We start from the raw sequence: 16769 nt of genomic DNA on the forward strand, positions 1-16769 counted from the left end.
AGAGGTGAAACCTGCACTGTGCCCCGAGAAGTTACGTTCTGGCGGTAATAACCGGGAAGTTAGAGAATCCCGAGGTTATTTTTCAGCTCGTAGGCGGTGACCTGGGAGCGGTAGTCAATCCAGTCGTTGCGCTTGTTGCGCAGAAACTGTTCAAAGACCTGCTCGCCCAGGGTTTCAGCCATAAATTCTGAGTCTTCGGTTAGGCGAAGTGCCTCATCAAGAGATGAGGGCAGGGCGTTGTAGCCTAAGGCGCGACGCTCCGATGAGGTCATAGCGGCGATATCATCGCTTTCTGCAGGCGAGAGGGGGTACTCCTCTTCGATGCCTTTGAGCCCCGCCGCCAGCACTACGGCATACGCTAGGTAGGGGTTGGCAGCTGAGTCGATACCCCTGTATTCAATGCGGGCTGACTGCATTTTGTTGGGCTTGTAGAGAGGAACGCGCACCAGTGCCGAACGGTTGTTATGCCCCCATGACTGGTAAGAGGGTGCTTCACCACCGCCCCACAGACGCTTATAAGAGTTGATGTACTGGTTAGTCACCGAGGTAAATTCAGGGGCGTATTTGAGGACGCCGGCAATGAAGTGACGTGCAGTCTTTGATAGTTGATACTCCGATCCTGCCTCGAAGAAAGCGTTGGTATCGCCCTCAAAGAGAGAGAAGTGGGTGTGCATGCCCGAACCCGCGTGCTCGGTAAAAGGTTTAGGCATGAAGGTCGCGTACAGGTTCTGCGCGTAGGCGACTTCTTTGATAACGGTGCGGAAAGTCTGAATGTTATCGGCAGTCTGCAAAGCGTCCGCGTGGCGCAGGTCGATTTCGTTCTGTCCCGGGCCGATTTCATGGTGCGAAAATTCTACAGAAATGCCCACTTCTTCAAGGGTTGATACCGCGCGGCGGCGGAAATCCTGCACCACTCCGCCGGGAGTATGGTCAAAATAGCTCTCGTGATCTACGGGCTCGGGCTTGCCCTCGTGGTTGAGCTCTTTAGATTTGAGCAGGTAGAACTCGATTTCGGGTGAGGTGTAGCAAGTGAAGCCCATACCCGATGCCTTCTGCAGAATGCGTTTGAGGACGCCACGGGTATCTGAGGCGCTCGGCTCGCCAATGGGGGTGAGAATATCGCAGAACATGCGCGATGTCGGCTCATCAGAACCGCGCCACGGCAGAATCTGAAAAGAGGAGGGGTCAGGCTGCAGCAGCATGTCAGACTCCGAAATACGGGTTAACCCCTCAATCGCCGAGCCGTCAAACCCTAACCCCTCAGCAAAAGCGGCTTCGACCTCAGCGGGCGCTAGAGCAACCGATTTGAGGGTTCCCACCACATCGGTAAACCACAGACGAACGAAACGCACATCGCGTTCCTCAATGGTGCGCAAAACAAATTCTTGCTGACGGTCCACAGCACAACTCCTCATCGGTTTTCAGGCAACAGCCCGCAACTGTCTTTTCTATGATTCAACTCTATAACGCACCACCAACCGGTCAATGTACCGGTGGCGGTGTGTGAAGTATCCGTAGGTTACGCGCGTGTAAAATCTACGCTCGCTTAGATTTGTTACCGTCTACCCGTAAAATGAAGGTTATGAGTTCAACCCACCCCACTGCTGAGACCACCGCCCCCTACGGCAGCGGCGCGTCCGCATCTGCACCTGACCGTCACAGCGACTACGCCCTCGATAAAGTCAAAAAAATCCGTACCGTCCACCTGGCACAAGCCAAAGCAGACGGCGAAAAATTCGCGATGCTCACCTGTTACGACGCGCTCACCGCCGCTGTCTTTGACGCGGCCGGTATTGAAACCCTGTTGGTCGGTGATTCAGCAGGTAACAACGTACTGGGGCACGAATCAACCCTCACTATTACCGTTGACCAGATGATTCCCCTAGTAGCTGCCGTATCTTCAGCGACTAAACGCGCCTTTGTCATTGCAGATATGCCTTTCGGTTCTTACCAGGTCTCCCCTGCCCAGGCAGTTGAAACAGCCGTGCGTTTCATGAAAGAAGGCGGTGCCCACGCCGTTAAGATGGAAGCCTCTGCCTACTACGCCGAGCACGTGCGCGCTGTAGTGAACGCCGGCATTCCCGTGGTGGCTCACATCGGATTTACCCCTCAAGCCGAACACGCCCTCGGTGGCTTTAGAATTCAAGGACGCGGGGACGCCTCCGCCCACGTGGTAGAAGACGCTAAAGCCCTCGTAGAAGCCGGCGCTTTCTGCGTTCTGCTCGAAATGACCACTAACGATACTGCCACCGCTGTCAACCAAGCCATCGGCCCTGTACCTATGGTCAGCATCGGTGCCGGTAGCGATGCCACAGGTTTTGTGCTGGTCTGGCAAGACATGATGGGCTTACGCGAAGGCAAGATGGCGCGTTTCGTCAAACAGTACGCGAACCTGCACAAGATTTTTTCGGACGCAGCCCGCGCCTACCAGGACGATATTCGCTCAGGCGCTTACCCCGCCCCCGAACACAGCTTTGAGGTCTAACGCCCCCTAAATAGATTCTCAGGTATGGGGGTTCATTCGACAGATAGCTCCGGGCTCGGCAAGGGCGAACTAGCTCTCTCTCCCGTGTTCGCTAGCACTGGCGCGGGAGATTCATGCCAGGCCCAGCCAGTTCACCTTATGTTGCTTCCCCTTCTGCTGTCAGACCCTAAATATTTCTTCAGAAAAATCTCCCGCACACTCACTAAAAGGGCGCGGGAGATTGTACAGGTGTGTGGGATAAACCTGCTCTACCCCTCAGCCCAGCGCTTATTCTCTTCTTCCCACTGCTCATTGCGAGCCTGGGCTGTTTTCATCGCATTGGCGGCTTCTTCGTAGGTAGCGTAAGGACCCCAAAGCTTGGTTACTGCTGACTGCTGCCCCTCCTCTACCTCACCGGTTGATGTGTTGTACCAGTACTCGGTCTTGGTGGAACCGGGCAAATCGTCGCTCAACTGGCTCATAAGCATCCTCTCTCTAAAAATTTACTAGCGTGACTCACGCTATAGTCTAATGTGGTGGTTTCAGCAGTTCAATGTCTCATTCACCTTTTAATGTACGTTTTACCTCACGCGGGGAGGTAAAACGTACATTAAAAGGTGAATGGCGGGTAGAGGGGAAAAAATTTCTAGGCTTGGCACGCATAAGGGACTAGAGGGCTCAGCGTCAGCTGAGAGAACCGTCTACCATAAGGAGTATGTCTAAGACTTCTCACAATCTGCCCGCAGAGCCCGGCAAGGCACCCGTCGGCGCCCTCAAACCCGGCACCGTAGCCCCTCAGCGCAAAGTTCCTGCCCACATCGTGCGTCCTGAATACATAGGCAAGAAGAACCCCATCGAAGGCGTTCTCTCAAACTTCTACAAGGCAGAAGAAATTGAACGCGTCCGTGCAGCCGGAAAAATCGCTGCAGGTGCCATTGTTGAAGCAGAAAAAATCGCCGTCCCCGGTACCACCACCAATCAGATTGATGTGCTAGTACACGAGTACATTTGCGATCACGGCGCCTACCCCTCTACGGTTGACTACCGCGGCTTCACCAAGAGCGTGTGTACTTCACTGAACGAGGTGATCTGCCACGGCATTCCAGATACCACGGTGCTTGAAGACGGCGACATTTTGAATTTGGACGTCACCGCCTACCTTGACGGTATGCACGGCGACACCAACCGCACCTTGTTAGTAGGCGATGTTGATGAAGAATCACGCCTGCTGGTAGAACGCACTGAAGAGTCCCTCAACCGCGCGATGAAAGCGGTCAAGCCCGGTCGCGAAATCAATGTTATTGGGCGCGTTATCGAAAAGTACGCGGCACGCTTTGGCTACGGGGTTGTGCGCGACTTTACCGGTCACGGCGTTGGTAGGGAGTTCCACTCCGGTCTGATTATCCCCCACTATGATGCTTCCCCGGCATACGACACCGTTATTGAAGAAGGCATGATTTTCACGATTGAGCCGATGCTGACCTTGGGCGATATTGAGTGGGATATGTGGGAGGACGACTGGACGGTTGTCACCCGCGACCGCAAACGCTCAGCCCAGTTTGAGCACACTATGGTTGTCACTGCCGACGGCGTTGACATTCTGACTCTGCCCTAATTCTTTCGCATCTTCTCACTGACATTTTATTAAGAGCAATGAAAGGTAATCATGATGGCATCTGCACCCGAAACCATCACCGTGGAACTTCCGGCACCCACTAGGGCTGATCTCGCTATTGGCATCGATATTGGCGGCACCGGTATGAAAGGCGGCATTGTTGATACCCGCACCGGTCAACTGGTATCAGATCGTTTTCGCATTCCCACCCCCTCGCCGGCGACCCCCGAAAATTGCGCTGAGGTGGTACGCGAGATTGTTAGCGAGTTGCAGTCCCGCGAGCTTTCACCCGCTGAAGATTCAGCAATTGGTATTGATTTTCCTGCCATCGTCAAGAATGGTGTGACCCTCTCAGCGGCTAACGTTGACGAGTCGTGGATTGGTGCTGATTTGCAGAGCATTATGTCTGAGGCTTTGGGCGGTCGTACCGTGTATGCCCTCAACGATGCAGATGCAGCGGGTCTTGCCGAGGCAGTCTATGGTCAGGGACGCGATCAGGAAGGTCTGATTGCTATGATTACCTTGGGCACCGGTATTGGTTCTGCTCTGATTATGAATGGTCAGCTGATTCCCAATACCGAGCTAGGTCACCTTGAGATTGATGGGCACGATGCTGAGAGCAAGGCGTCCGCCCGTGCCCGCGAGCGCGAGGATCTTTCATGGAAGAAGTATGGCAAGCGTCTGCGCCGCTATTTCACCCACGTTGAGATGCTCTTCTCCCCTGATTTGTTCGTGGTCGGTGGGGGCGTTTCTAAGAACCCCGAGAAGTTCTTACCTTATTTTGAAGAGGATGTTAAGACTCCGATTGTGATGGCTCAGCTACGTAATAATGCGGGCATTGTGGGTGCTGCTATTTGGGCTCACGGTCAGCCGAAAGAAGTTGTCAAGCGTTCTGCGTAGGTAAAGTTGTGAACAGACAATAGACTGCGGGTTTCTTACCGAATGATGGGGTAAGAAACCCGCAGTTTTTTACCCATAAAATGCCATGATCTGTCTCACGATAAGGGATTATCTTGATATTTATCGGCATGTCGTTTGGATTGTAATCTGCGCTATACAATAGCGCTATGATAGGGGTATGTCAGATAAAGAACGCCCTGAGCTATCAACCCCTGTTTTTAAAGAATCACTTCTTAAGCACCTTCAGTACACTGCGGGTAAAGACCCGCAGCATTCCACGAATTTTGACTGGCTGATTGCCCTGTCATATGCTTTGCGCGACCAGGCGGTGGAGCCTTGGTTTGCATCAACCCGTCGTACCTGGGATGAGGATCGCAAGCGCGTTTATTACCTCTCCATGGAGTTCCTCATTGGCCGACTGATGGAAGATTTGGCGACCAACCTCGGTATTCGCGATACCGCAGCTGAGGCGCTGGCTGATTTGGGTGTGGATTTTGAGACCGTCGTCCGCGAAGAACCTGATGCTGCTCTCGGTAACGGTGGTCTGGGGCGTTTGGCAGCTTGCTACATGGAATCTATGGCAACTGTTGGTTGCCCCGCCTACGGTTACGGCCTGCGCTACGAGCACGGTTTGTTCGAGCAGAGCTTTGAAGACGGACGCCAGCAGGAAAACCCTGAGAACTGGCTGGCTCACGGTACTCCCTGGGATTTCAGTCGCCCCGAATCGGTCTACGGCGTGGGCTTTGGCGGTGATGTCTATGAAGAGAACGGTGTCTTGCGCTGGAATCCCGGCACTCACGTCCAGGCGCAGGCATTTGATACCCCGATTGTTGGTTACGGCGCTCAGTGGGCTAACACCCTGCGTCTGTGGGCGGCAACCCCCAATGCTGATCTCTTCGATTTGGGTCGATTTAACTCCGGTGAGTTCGCGGCAGCCTCCGAAGCTGAAACTATGGCGCGTAGCCTCAGCCGTGTACTCTACCCCAATGACACGACGGACGGTGGAAAGCAGTTGCGCCTGTCGCAGGAGTACTTTCTGACCTCGGCGTCCGTTCAAGATATCGTGCGTCGTCACCTGGTGGGTCATGATTCTTTGGAGAACCTTGATCAGCACGCTGCTATTCAGATGAACGATACGCACCCGGCAATTGCTGGTCCTGAACTTATTCGTATTCTGGTTGATGAACACGGTTTCGATTTTGACCGCGCTGTTAATCTCTCAACCCGCGTTTTGGGTTACACCAACCATACTCTGCTGCCCGAGGCGCTGGAGCGTTGGACTGTTGGCTTGATGCGCAATGTTCTGCCGCGTCACCTGCAGATTATCGAGCGTTTGGACCAGAAGTTGGTTGAGCTGCAGGCAGGCTCGGCGCACCCTGACCGCCTGATTTCGGGCGACCAGGTCAATATGGGTAGCTTGGCTTTTAGCACCAGCCACAAGGTAAACGGTGTTTCGGCGCTGCACACCGAGCTGGTGAAGACCGAGCTGTTCCCGGTGCAGAACGCACTCAACCCCGATCGCATTGTGAACGTTACCAACGGTATTACTCCCCGCCGCTGGCTGAAGATTGCTAACCCCGCTTTGGCGACCTTGATTACCGAGACCATCGGTGAGGGTTGGGAAACTGACCTTGATCGTCTGCGTGAACTTGAGCCCTATGCTGATGATCCCCAGTTCTTGGACGCTTTTGGGCAGACAAAGAAGGAAGCCAAGCTGCGCTTTACGCAGTGGTTGAAGGATGAACACGGCATTGTGTTGCCCACCGATGCGCTCTTTGACTCGCAGGTCAAGCGCATGCACGAGTACAAGCGTCAGCTGCTGAACATCATGTGGACCATCGCGCATTACCAGCGCATTAAGCGTAATCCCAACGCAGGGTGGGTTCCCCGTGTGAAGATTTTTGCTGGTAAGGCAGCACCCAGTTACCACACCGCTAAAGACATCATTAAGTTGATTAATGACGTTGCCGAGGTTGTGAACAATGATCCCGAGACCAACCACTTGCTGCGCATCGCTTTCCCGCCTAACTACAACGTGTCGATGGCAGAGAAGCTGATTCCCGCGTCCGATCTCAGTGAACAGATTTCAACTGCAGGCATGGAGGCATCGGGTACCGGCAACATGAAGTTCGCTCTCAACGGCGCGCTAACCATCGGCACTCTCGATGGCGCTAACGTTGAAATCCGTGAGCATGTGGGTGCGGAGAACTTCTTCCTCTTTGGTTTGACCACTGAGCAGGTCGCTGAACGTCGCAGCCAGCCCGGTCACTCCAGGGCAGCCATTGAGAAGAGCCAGGCACTGCGCGATATTCTTCAGGCAGTCGCAGAGGGCACCTTCAGCAAAGAAGAGCCCTACCGTTTCGGTCAGCTGGTCGACAACATGTGGAACAGCGACTGGTTCTTGGTTGCCTCAGACTTCGATGATTATGACCGTGCTCAACAAGAAGTCGAAGAAGCATACCGCGACGAGACTCGCTGGCAGCGCATGGCAGTTCTGAACATTGCCCGCATGGGGTACTTCAGTTCAGACCGTTCAGTGCGTGACTACATGAGAGAAGTATGGGGCATTGACTCAGCCCTGTAAGGCTTAGTCGCTGCACACTAAGGAGCAAGATCACCCATGATAACTGAGTCAGAAGCACGAGCACTCGCAGCAGGAAAACACCCAGACCCATTTCGGGTTCTGGGACCGAGCGAGGATGGTCTGGTAGTTCTTATACCAGGCGCTCAAAAGGTATGGGCTGTTAACAGCACTGATCAAAGCGAGCTGACTCAGTTATGGGGTGACCTACCGGTCTTTAGCGGGCAGTTGCTTCCCTATTACAAGCTACGCATCCAGTGGGTCAGTGGATGGGTAGATGAGAGAGAAGATCCATACCGGTTCTCCCCCGTTTTGGGTGCTGTTGATGAGTACTTGGTGGGTGAGGGTCGGCACGAGAGCCTGTGGACGACACTCGGTTCTCACCCGATGACTCACGAGGGGGTACAGGGAGTCCACTTTGCCGTGTGGGCACCTAATGCCCGGCGGGTATCTGTAGTGGGCGCTTTTAACCACTGGAACGGTATTGCCCACCCCATGCGTCCGCGCGGTTCTAGCGGAATCTGGGAGCTCTTTATTCCCGGTCTGGGCGAAGGCGAAATCTACAAGTATGAAATCTTGGGCGCTCATGATCAGGTGCTGCCTCTCAAAGCAGACCCCGTAGCGATAGGTGCCCAGCTACCCCCTGAAACCGCCTCAGTGGTGCGGTCTTTAGGGCGTTACAAGTGGTCAGACGAGCAATGGCTAGCGACGCGCTCGCAAGCCCAAGCACTGGATGCTCCGGTGAGTATCTACGAGGTTCATTTAGAATCCTGGCGTAAAGAGGGCTGGCAGAATCTGATTGATTATGTAGCTGATTTGGGCTTTACCCACATCGAGGTTCTGCCCATTACAGAGCATCCCTTCGGTGGTTCTTGGGGCTATCAGCCGGTGGGTATGTACGCCCCCACCTCACGGTTGGGTACTCCTGAGGATTTCCAGGCGTTTGTTGATTGCGCCCATCAGCGCGGACTCGGGGTTCTTGCCGACTGGGTTCCCGGTCATTTCCCCACGGACGCTCACGGCCTGGGTGAGTTCGACGGCACGGCTCTCTACGAGCACCAGAACCCGCAGGAGGGTTTCCATCCCGATTGGAACACCCTGATTTATAACTACGGTAGACCAGAAGTTGCCGGTCATTTGCGTTCTAATGCGCTCTATTGGCTACAGGAGTATCACCTCGATGGTCTGCGCGTCGATGCCGTAGCGTCCATTATTCACCGTGACTATTCCCGAGAGCCCGGTCAGTGGGTGCCCAATAAAGACGGCGGCAACGAGAACTACGAGGCTATCGACTTTATTCAGAGCACTAATGACGCCATTGCACGCACCGTTGAAGGGGCGATGATGGTCGCTGAAGAATCAACGACATTCCCCGGCGTGACCCGAGAGACCCAGCACGGTGGTCTGGGCTTTGACTACAAGTGGAACATGGGCTGGATGAATGATTCACTCAAGTACTTTGGTCTTGACCCGATTTACCGCAAGCATCACTCTAACCTGCTGACATTCGGGTTCACTTATCTTTTCAGCGAACGCTTCATGTTGCCCATTAGCCACGATGAAGTGGTACACGGCAAGGGGTCACTGTACGGACGCATGCCCGGAGATCATGCCGCGAAACTCGGCAATCTCAAAGCATTTTTGGCTTATATGTGGGCTTACCCCGGCAAGAAGTTGCTGTTTATGGGTCAGGAATTTGGTCAGCCCCGCGAGTGGGATTACCGGGGCGAACTTCAGTGGGATATCCTGACCGACCCCGGTCACGCAGGTGTTCTTGAACTGGTACGCGACCTCAATGCGCTGTACCGCAATCAGCCTGCTCTTCATCGGCGGGAGATGACTCCCGAAGGTTTCCAGTGGTTACTGGTGGATTCCATCGACGAGCAGGTATACGCCTGGCTGCGTCGTGGTGCCCTAGGCGACCCTCATATTGTTGTGGTAATGAATCTAACCCCCGTAGAGCGCGAGGGGTTCCGTGTGCCTTTCCCCCTCGCAGGTCGCTGGGTTGAAGCACTCAATACCGATTCTTCTCACTACCACGGTGGCAACCGCGGTCACGATGGTGCCATCGAAACTGAGCCCGTGCCTATGGGCAACGAAGCTCAATCCGCTCTGCTCACGCTCCCGCCCCTTTCAGTTATCTATTTTGTTGAGGATCAATCATGAACCTTTCTGTGCCCACCAGTGTTCGGGACTCCAAGCACCGTCTCTCCAGCCAAGCCATGGCTTTCGTCCTCGCGGGCGGACGCGGTAGCCGACTAGAGGAACTAACCGACAGGCGCGCTAAGCCTGCTGTTCAGTTCGGCGGCAACGCGCGTATCATCGACTTCCCCCTGTCAAATGCCTACAACTCAGGTATTCGCAAGATGGCGGTTGCAACCCAGTACAAGGCGCACTCTTTGATCCGTCACCTGCAGCGCGGCTGGAGCTTCTTCCGCGCAGAACGCGGTGAGTTCCTCGATATCCTCCCCGCGAGCCAGCGTGTATCGGAAAACCAGTGGTACCTGGGCACCGCCGATGCCATCTACCAGAACATTGACATTGTGGATGATTACAATGTCTCTTACGTCATTGTTCTTGCAGGCGATCACGTCTACAAAATGGACTACGAGATCATGTTGCAGGATCACGTCGAAAAAGGCGCGGGTGTTACCGTCGGCTGCTTGACTGTTCCCCGTGAAGAGGCAAGCGGTTTCGGTGTGATGGCAGTTGATAACAATAGCCGCATCGTTGATTTCCTCGAAAAGCCTGCTGATCCTCCCGGTACCCCCGAAAATCCTGATCAGTCCCTCGCGTCCATGGGCATCTACATCTTCGATTGGGCATTCTTGCGCGAAATTCTGTTAGAAGATGCAGCTGATATTTCTTCTTCCCACGATTTCGGTCACGACATCATTCCTAAGATTGTGGCAGACGGTCGAGCATACGCCCACCGATTCGCGGATTCTTGTATCACCAGCGGTCTCGAAGTTGAAGCTTACTGGCGCGATGTCGGTACTCTTGATTCTTTCTGGCAGGCGAATCTCGATTTGACCAGTCCCATTCCCCCGCTAGATCTCTACGATCGTACCTGGCCAATTTGGACCTACGGAGAGATCACCCCTCCTGCAAAGTTTGTTCACAACAAGGGCGAACGCCGCGGTGTTGCAACTGACTCCCTTATTTCAGGTGGTTGTGTTATCTCGGGGGCATCGGTAGAGAACTCTTTGCTGTTTACGGGTACTCGTGTCCACTCCTATGCACAAGTAGAGCAGACCGTTATTCTGCCCCAGGTAAATATCGCGCGTTCAGCTGAGCTGACCCGCTGTATTATTGATAGCCGTGTGCGTATTCCCGAGAATCTTGTTGTAGGGCAAGATCCCGAAGAAGATGCACGCTGGTTCCGAGTCACCTCCGGTGGGGTAACACTTATTACTCAGCGCATGTTAGATCATCGCGCTTCTGTTCTAGAAGGATAATTCTTATGGCTCGACGCACACGACGTATTCTTTCGGTTGCCTCCGAATGCGTACCTCTGATGAAAACTGGCGGTCTCGCCGATGTGGTGGGGGCGCTGCCTGCAGCTCTTGAGCCTTTGGGGTGGTCATCCAAGGTGCTGCTTCCGGCTTATCCGGGCTTGCTCGATCGCGTAGAGCGCGGTGTTCGGGTGTGGTGCGATGAGGATTTGTTTGGCGGTCCTGCAGCTGTTGTGCGCGGTACGGTCGATGGGTTGAAAGTTTTGTTACTGGATGCTCCCCACCTCTTTGCCCGCGATGGTGGTCCTTACTCAGCGAACGGTCACGATCACCACGATAATCACATCAGGTTTGCTGCGCTGAGCTGGGTTGGTGCACAGATCGCGATGCACGGTACCAGCGATCGATGGAAGCCTGATGTGGTGCATGTACATGACTGGCAGGCGGGCTTAGTGCCTTCGTATCTCAAGTACGCTGGCTCTTCGGTACCCACCGTTATGACCGTTCATAACATTGCGTTTCAGGGTATCGTTGGGTCGGATGAGTTAGATAGTATACGTCTTCCTCGCTGGGACTTTACCCCAGAGGCACTGGAGTATCACGGTAATCTTTCTACGCTCAAAGCCGGTATGATTCACGCTTCACGTTTGACGACGGTGAGTCCAAGCTACGCCCAGGAACTCACAACCCCCGAGTTCGGGTTTGGTTTGGAGGGTGTTGTCTCAGTCCGTCGCGAGCGCGGTGAGCTTTGGGGCATCATTAACGGTATTGATACCAAGGTATGGGATCCAGCTGCCGATGAGCATGTTGTTCCCTACTCAGTAGCTGATCCTGTAGGTAAGGCTGTTAACCGCCAGCGGGTGCTTGATGAGTTTAATCTTGAGCAGCCCACCGGACCTTTGGCTGTGGTGGTAACCCGTCTGACCTATCAAAAAGGTATTGACCTGATGGTTCAAGCGTTACCCGGTTTCTTGGAACGCGGTGGAGCGGTCGCAATTCTAGGTTCAGGTGACGCTGAATATGAGGCTGCGCTCAGCGATTTAGCGGCACGTTACCCCGGTAAGGTGGGTCTGTGTCTGGGCTACGACGAAGCGCTAAGCCACCGTTTGTATGCTGCCGGTGATGTGGTGTTGGTGCCCTCTCGTTTTGAACCCAGCGGTCTGACCCAGCTGTACGGTATGCGCTATGGTGCGATACCGGTGGTTGCCGCTACCGGTGGTCTGCGTGATACCGTTTGCGATGCAACGCCTGAGAATCTTGAACGTGAAGTAGCTACCGGTTTCACCTTTGGGGACGCTTACTTGGGCGGCACCATTGATGCCGGTGGTCTGAGTTTTGCTCTGGGTCGTGCCGCTGATCTTTACGCTGATACTCCGGCGTGGGAAAAGCTCCGTACAACCGCTATGACCGCTCCAGTAAGTTGGGATGGTTCCGCGCAGCAGTATCACGCACTTTTGAGCGATTTGGTTTCATGAGGGTAGAGGTCTGGGCGCCGCAGGCAGAGCAGGTATGGTTTTGTCTTTTTGATGAGAGCGGTGAAGAAACACGTCACGAGCTTGATCGTTGTGAAGGTGAGTACTGGGTGGGCAATATTGCTGAGGCTATCCCCGGTCGTCGTTACGGACTGCGCGCTTCGGGTGAGGGATCGGTCTTTAACCCTCAGAAGCTGCTCATTGATCCGTGGGCGCAACTGATAGAGTCCACCCTCACCTGGAACCCGCTGATGGCAGGTGATAACGCTGAGGACAGCGCAAAAGTAGTGCCCAAGGGTATTATCATGGCACCGGCCGATGATGGGTTGGATCCTGTTTCTAACCGTCCCCAGCACGCGTGGGAAGACACTGTGATTGTGGAGGCGCATGTTAAGGGTCTGACGCAGAATCATCCGGATGTCGCCCCCGAGCTTCGGGGTAGCTACGCGGCTCTTGCTCAGCCCGCTGTAATTGAGCACCTGAAGACCATCGGTGCAACAGCTCTAGAGCTTTTGCCGGTGCAAACCTTCATTGATGATCAGCACGTGGTGGCTCGGGGGCTGGTGAACTATTGGGGTTATCAGCCTATCGGGTTCTCTGCTCTAGAGCCTCGCTACGCCACTGACCATACGGGTGAACGGGCTGATGCTGAGTTTCGCCAGGCTGTTCATACCCTGCATGAAAACGGCATTGAGGTACTTCTTGATGTGGTCTTCAATCACAGCGGTGAGGGCGATAATCACGGGCCGATTCTCTCAATGCGAGGGCTCAACGATGTGGGTTACTACGTGCGCAACGAGGACTGTTCCTACGCTAATGACACCGGTACGGGCAATACCCTTTCGGTGCGCACTCCCGATGTGATGCGTCTAGTGCTTGATTCGTTGCGCCATTTTGCCCTGCGTTACGGGGTAGATGGTTTCCGTTTCGACCTTGCCACCACGCTAGGACGTACGAGTACCGGTTTTTCGTCGCAGGCAGCTTTCTTCCAGGCAGTGGCACAAGATCCCGTTCTCAGAGATCTTAAAATGATTGCTGAGCCTTGGGACATTGGGTTGGGGGGCTACCAGGTCGGTAGTTTCCCGTACCCTTGGCGCGAGTGGAACGATCAGTACCGCGATACGGTGCGCAGAATCTGGTTGGGTAATGATGGCACGATGGGTCAGCTTGCCTCAGTTCTTCTGGGCAGCGCGAACATCTTTGATCACGACGGCAGACCAGCAACAACCTCCATCAACTTCATCACCGCCCACGATGGTTTCACCGCTCATGATTTAGTGAGCTACTCTCAAAAACACAATGAGGCTAACGGTGAAAATAACCAGGATGGGCACAACGGCAACCACAGCAATAACTTTGGTGTGGAAGGTCCCACCGATGTTCCTGAGATCACGGCGGCACGCTCGCGCAGGGTAAGGGCGATGCTCGCAACGCTCATGTTCTCCCAAGGCGTTCCTATGCTATTGGTGGGCGATGAGATGGGCAACACCCAGCACGGCAATAACAACGCCTACTGCCAAGACAACGAAAAGACTTGGCTTGACTGGGCGTCAGCGGATGCTGATTTGACGGCTTTCGTGGCAGAGCTGACAAAGGTTCGTCGTCGCTTTGCCCCGCTACGCCAAAAGAGTTTCATTCACGGTGAGCACGCCCAATGGTGGCGGGCTGACGGGCAGCCGGTAGAAGAGTTCCAGTGGAACGACCCAGCTTTCCGCTGCGTACAGTTGCAATTGGATGACCTCCTATTGGTCTTCAACACCGGTGAGGGGCACGAGCTGACTCTACCGCCGCATCCGCACGGACGCGACTGGAAGGAAGAGTTCGCAACAGATCTTTACCTACCGCATTCAGTGAGACTCTACTCCTAGCAGCTAACAGGCTCTACGATCCTTTTCCTGAGCTACACTGCAAAACGCCGCCGACGCACCCTCATCCCCCACGGGTTTGAGATAGTGCGCCGGCGGCGTTATTCAATATATGTTTCTTGAATCAGCTACAGCAGAGTCGTCTGTTCAGGCTGCGCATCTTCAGCATGACGCAATTTACCAATGGCTGCTTCAAAATCTGACAGGCTCTCAAAACCCTGATACACACTTGCAAACCTAAGGTAAGCTACCGCATCAAGACGCGACAGTGGTTCCAAAATCGTCAGACCCACCGCATGAGCATCAATCTCTGCCAGCCCCTGCGCACGAATAGTCTCTTCGACCTCCTGCGCCAGCTTCGCGAGCTGATCCTCTGTAACGGGGCGACCCTGACAGGCCTTACGCACACCGCTAACAATCTTCTCACGGTTAAAGGGCTCAGTAACACCCGAACGCTTGATAACGGTCACCGCCGTAGTCTCTACGGTGCTGAACCGGCGTCCACACTGGGTACACTGACGGCGACGGCGAATTGCCGCACCGTCATCTGTGGTACGGGAATCAACAACGCGGGATTCGCTGTGACGGCAGTAAGGGCAAAACACTTTTAGCTGCAGCTCTCTTCTGATGGTGAAAAATTCAGTTTTCAGTCTGTCTTTAGTCTAGCGAGTTCTTGCCGTAATGGCTTGCCCGTGAGCGGGCAAATCCTCTTCTTCAGCCAGAGCCACAATGCTGTCACCGATTTCAGCCAAGGCGTCCTTGCTGTATTCAATAAGCTGAACCGCTTTCATAAAGACGGTAGTGTTGAGCCCCGAGGCAAAAGCTGCGGTGCCAGAAGTGGGCAGTACGTGGTTGGATCCTGCTGCGTAATCTCCCAGAGGAACAGGTGAGTACGAGCCAATAAAAATCGCCCCCGCATTGCGAACCTGTGACGCCACGTCGGCAGCATTTTCAGTATGAATTTCAAGGTGTTCAGCGGCGTAAGCATCAGCAACCAGCACTGATGCTTCTAATGAATCGGTGAGAATAACGCCTGATTGAACGCCCTCAAGGGCAGTGCGGACGCGCTCGCTGTGTTTGGTCGCCGCAGTTTGCGCGGTGATTTCGGCGCGCACCGACTCAGCCAGCTGCTGAGAGTGAGTGATAAGCACAGAGCCTGCGTTGGGGTCGTGTTCCGCCTGAGAGATAAGATCCGCCGCTACAAATGCGGGGGTCGCTGTATCATCAGCGATAACGGCAATTTCGGTGGTTCCCGCCTCACCGTCTACACCCACCACGCCCTGCAAAGCTCGCTTAGCTAGGGCTACAAAAATATTACCGGGACCGGTAATGGTATCAACCGACTCTAAGTAGTCATCCCCATCTGCTACGCCATACGCCATTGCGGCTAATGCCTGCGCCCCTCCGATCGCCCAAACCTCGCTAATACCCAACAAACCGGCTGCCGCCAGAATGGTGGGGTGGGGCATACCGCCAAATTCTTTTTGGGGCGGGGTACACAGAACAATTGACTCAACGCCCGCGGCCTGGGCGGGCACCGTATTCATCACCACCGATGAGGGGTACACCGCCAAGCCACCGGGAACATAGACACCAGCACGGCGCACGGGAGTCCAGCGGTTCACAAGGGTAGCACCGGGAGCAACCTCAACACGCGCGTCTGCAGGACGCTGGACACGCGCAAAAGTGCGAGTGCGCTCAATCGCTACTTCAAGACCGGCACGGACTTCAGGGGTCAAACTGGCAACTGCCTCGTCAATAGCTGACTGAGGCACCCGCAGCGCTCCTTGTTCCACCTGATCGAACTGGGCTGACAGCTCTCGCAGGTACTGCGCACCGCGCTCACGCACACCGGCGATAATCCTTTCGACGGTCTTAGCTGCATTGCCCACGTATTCAGAGGATTGGCGCGGGACGATGGTACGCAACTGCGCGTAGGTATGGTTTGTTCCGCGGAGGTCGATGGTACGTAGGTTAACAGGTGAGAGCTGGTCTTGTGTCATGGTTTTAGTCTACAAGCAGGCGTCTCTTCTCAAAAGATTATGACCGTTTTACACAGGGTTGTAAGTGATATGGGGGGCATGAAAAGCCAGCCACCGAAGATCGATAGCTGGCTGTGGCTCAAACCTAAGGTTCCGAAATGGAGCTACTTGCTGCGGAAGAGTAGGTAGTCCAGTGAAAGGCGACCCGCACCGGTGACAACAAGAACCAGAGCGGGGATGAAGTAGAAGCAGACTGCGGGTTGCCCTCCCCAAGTTACTTTATTGTTAAGTTTCTCGTAAGACCGATCTTATGGTTAAGGTCAAATCATCTTTTAGAACGCAAGGATGGTCTCGCACTCAACCGGTCACAGCGATGCCGCCCCATGAACAAGGTCTTGTACCAAGCACCTATCGTCATCAGGGGCGGCATGTGAA

Annotated in this window: 12 protein-coding genes; 8 read left to right on the forward strand and 4 right to left on the reverse strand. The window is 54.5% G+C overall.

Translation table 11 applies throughout. The features are described 5' to 3' along the window. Nucleotides 1-59: 59 nt before the first annotated feature. Complete coding sequence (locus JR346_RS06485; protein WP_205482005.1) at nucleotides 60-1400, reverse strand: glutamine synthetase family protein; 1341 nt, start codon at nucleotides 1398-1400, stop codon at nucleotides 60-62. Nucleotides 1401-1573: 173 nt separating this feature from the next. Here JR346_RS06485 and panB point away from each other — a divergent pair, with 173 nt between their 5' ends. Further along, nucleotides 1574-2485 carry a 3-methyl-2-oxobutanoate hydroxymethyltransferase gene (gene panB / locus JR346_RS06490; RefSeq protein WP_370592573.1) on the forward strand — a complete coding sequence of 304 codons (912 nt, stop codon included), beginning with the start codon at nucleotides 1574-1576 and terminating at the stop codon, nucleotides 2483-2485. A 248-nt stretch (nucleotides 2486-2733) separates the two neighbouring features. On the opposite strand, the gene JR346_RS06495 is transcribed toward panB, so the two are convergent. Then, nucleotides 2734-2946: an SPOR domain-containing protein gene (locus JR346_RS06495; RefSeq protein WP_205482007.1), complete on the reverse strand. Its 213-nt coding sequence runs from the start codon at nucleotides 2944-2946 to the stop codon at nucleotides 2734-2736. Between the two features lie 233 nt (nucleotides 2947-3179). On the opposite strand from JR346_RS06495, the gene map reads away from it, so the two are divergent. The 7 genes from map to glgX all read left to right on the forward strand — a co-directional run bounded on the left by map (nucleotide 3180) and on the right by glgX (nucleotide 14355). After that, a complete protein-coding gene (gene map / locus JR346_RS06500) occupies nucleotides 3180-4079 on the forward strand; it encodes a type I methionyl aminopeptidase (protein ID WP_205482008.1) in 900 nt (299 codons plus the stop codon). Nucleotides 4080-4133: 54 nt separating this feature from the next. Next, on the forward strand, nucleotides 4134-4979 hold the full coding sequence (gene ppgK / locus JR346_RS06505; RefSeq protein WP_205483916.1) for a polyphosphate--glucose phosphotransferase: 846 nt from the start codon (nucleotides 4134-4136) through the stop codon (nucleotides 4977-4979). Between the two features lie 178 nt (nucleotides 4980-5157). Next, the gene (locus JR346_RS06510) at nucleotides 5158-7563 is read left to right on the forward strand and encodes a glycogen/starch/alpha-glucan phosphorylase (RefSeq protein ID WP_205482009.1); all 2406 of its coding nucleotides are present in this window, start codon (nucleotides 5158-5160) and stop codon (nucleotides 7561-7563) included. A 36-nt stretch (nucleotides 7564-7599) separates the two neighbouring features. Continuing rightward, complete coding sequence (gene glgB / locus JR346_RS06515) at nucleotides 7600-9726, forward strand: 1,4-alpha-glucan branching protein GlgB (protein WP_205482010.1); 2127 nt, start codon at nucleotides 7600-7602, stop codon at nucleotides 9724-9726. After that, nucleotides 9723-11018, forward strand: a complete 1296-nt coding sequence (glgC, locus tag JR346_RS06520; RefSeq protein ID WP_205482011.1) for a glucose-1-phosphate adenylyltransferase — start codon at nucleotides 9723-9725, stop codon at nucleotides 11016-11018. Before glgB ends, glgC begins: the two co-directional genes overlap by 4 nt. Nucleotides 11019-11023: 5 nt before the next feature. Further along, nucleotides 11024-12490 carry a glycogen synthase GlgA gene (gene glgA / locus JR346_RS06525; RefSeq protein WP_204876310.1) on the forward strand — a complete coding sequence of 489 codons (1467 nt, stop codon included), beginning with the start codon at nucleotides 11024-11026 and terminating at the stop codon, nucleotides 12488-12490. Next, complete coding sequence (gene glgX / locus JR346_RS06530; RefSeq protein ID WP_205482012.1) at nucleotides 12394-14355, forward strand: glycogen debranching protein GlgX; 1962 nt, start codon at nucleotides 12394-12396, stop codon at nucleotides 14353-14355. Before glgA ends, glgX begins: the two co-directional genes overlap by 97 nt. A gap of 125 nt (nucleotides 14356-14480) precedes the next feature. On the opposite strand, the gene nrdR is transcribed toward glgX, so the two are convergent. Further along, the gene (nrdR, locus tag JR346_RS06535; protein WP_204876315.1) at nucleotides 14481-14957 is read right to left on the reverse strand and encodes a transcriptional regulator NrdR; all 477 of its coding nucleotides are present in this window, start codon (nucleotides 14955-14957) and stop codon (nucleotides 14481-14483) included. 57 nt (nucleotides 14958-15014) lie between these two features. Then, nucleotides 15015-16355, reverse strand: a complete 1341-nt coding sequence (gene hisD / locus JR346_RS06540) for a histidinol dehydrogenase (protein ID WP_205482013.1) — start codon at nucleotides 16353-16355, stop codon at nucleotides 15015-15017. Between the last annotated feature and the right edge of the window lie 414 nt (nucleotides 16356-16769).

Source organism: Rothia sp. ZJ932 (assembly GCF_016924835.1).
In the GTDB taxonomy this organism is placed as follows: domain Bacteria; phylum Actinomycetota; class Actinomycetes; order Actinomycetales; family Micrococcaceae; genus Rothia.

Coding starts and splice junctions, on each gene's coding strand:
- glgB (WP_205482010.1), top strand. CDS start 7,600: ATGATAACTGAGTCAGAAGCACGAGCACTCGCAGCAGGAAAACACCCA.
- map (WP_205482008.1), top strand. CDS start 3,180: ATGTCTAAGACTTCTCACAATCTGCCCGCAGAGCCCGGCAAGGCACCC.
- glgA (WP_204876310.1), top strand. CDS start 11,024: ATGGCTCGACGCACACGACGTATTCTTTCGGTTGCCTCCGAATGCGTA.
- JR346_RS06495 (WP_205482007.1), bottom strand. CDS start 2,946: ATGAGCCAGTTGAGCGACGATTTGCCCGGTTCCACCAAGACCGAGTAC.
- JR346_RS06510 (WP_205482009.1), top strand. CDS start 5,158: ATGTCAGATAAAGAACGCCCTGAGCTATCAACCCCTGTTTTTAAAGAA.
- ppgK (WP_205483916.1), top strand. CDS start 4,134: ATGGCATCTGCACCCGAAACCATCACCGTGGAACTTCCGGCACCCACT.
- hisD (WP_205482013.1), bottom strand. CDS start 16,355: ATGACACAAGACCAGCTCTCACCTGTTAACCTACGTACCATCGACCTC.
- glgC (WP_205482011.1), top strand. CDS start 9,723: ATGAACCTTTCTGTGCCCACCAGTGTTCGGGACTCCAAGCACCGTCTC.
- panB (WP_370592573.1), top strand. CDS start 1,574: ATGAAGGTTATGAGTTCAACCCACCCCACTGCTGAGACCACCGCCCCC.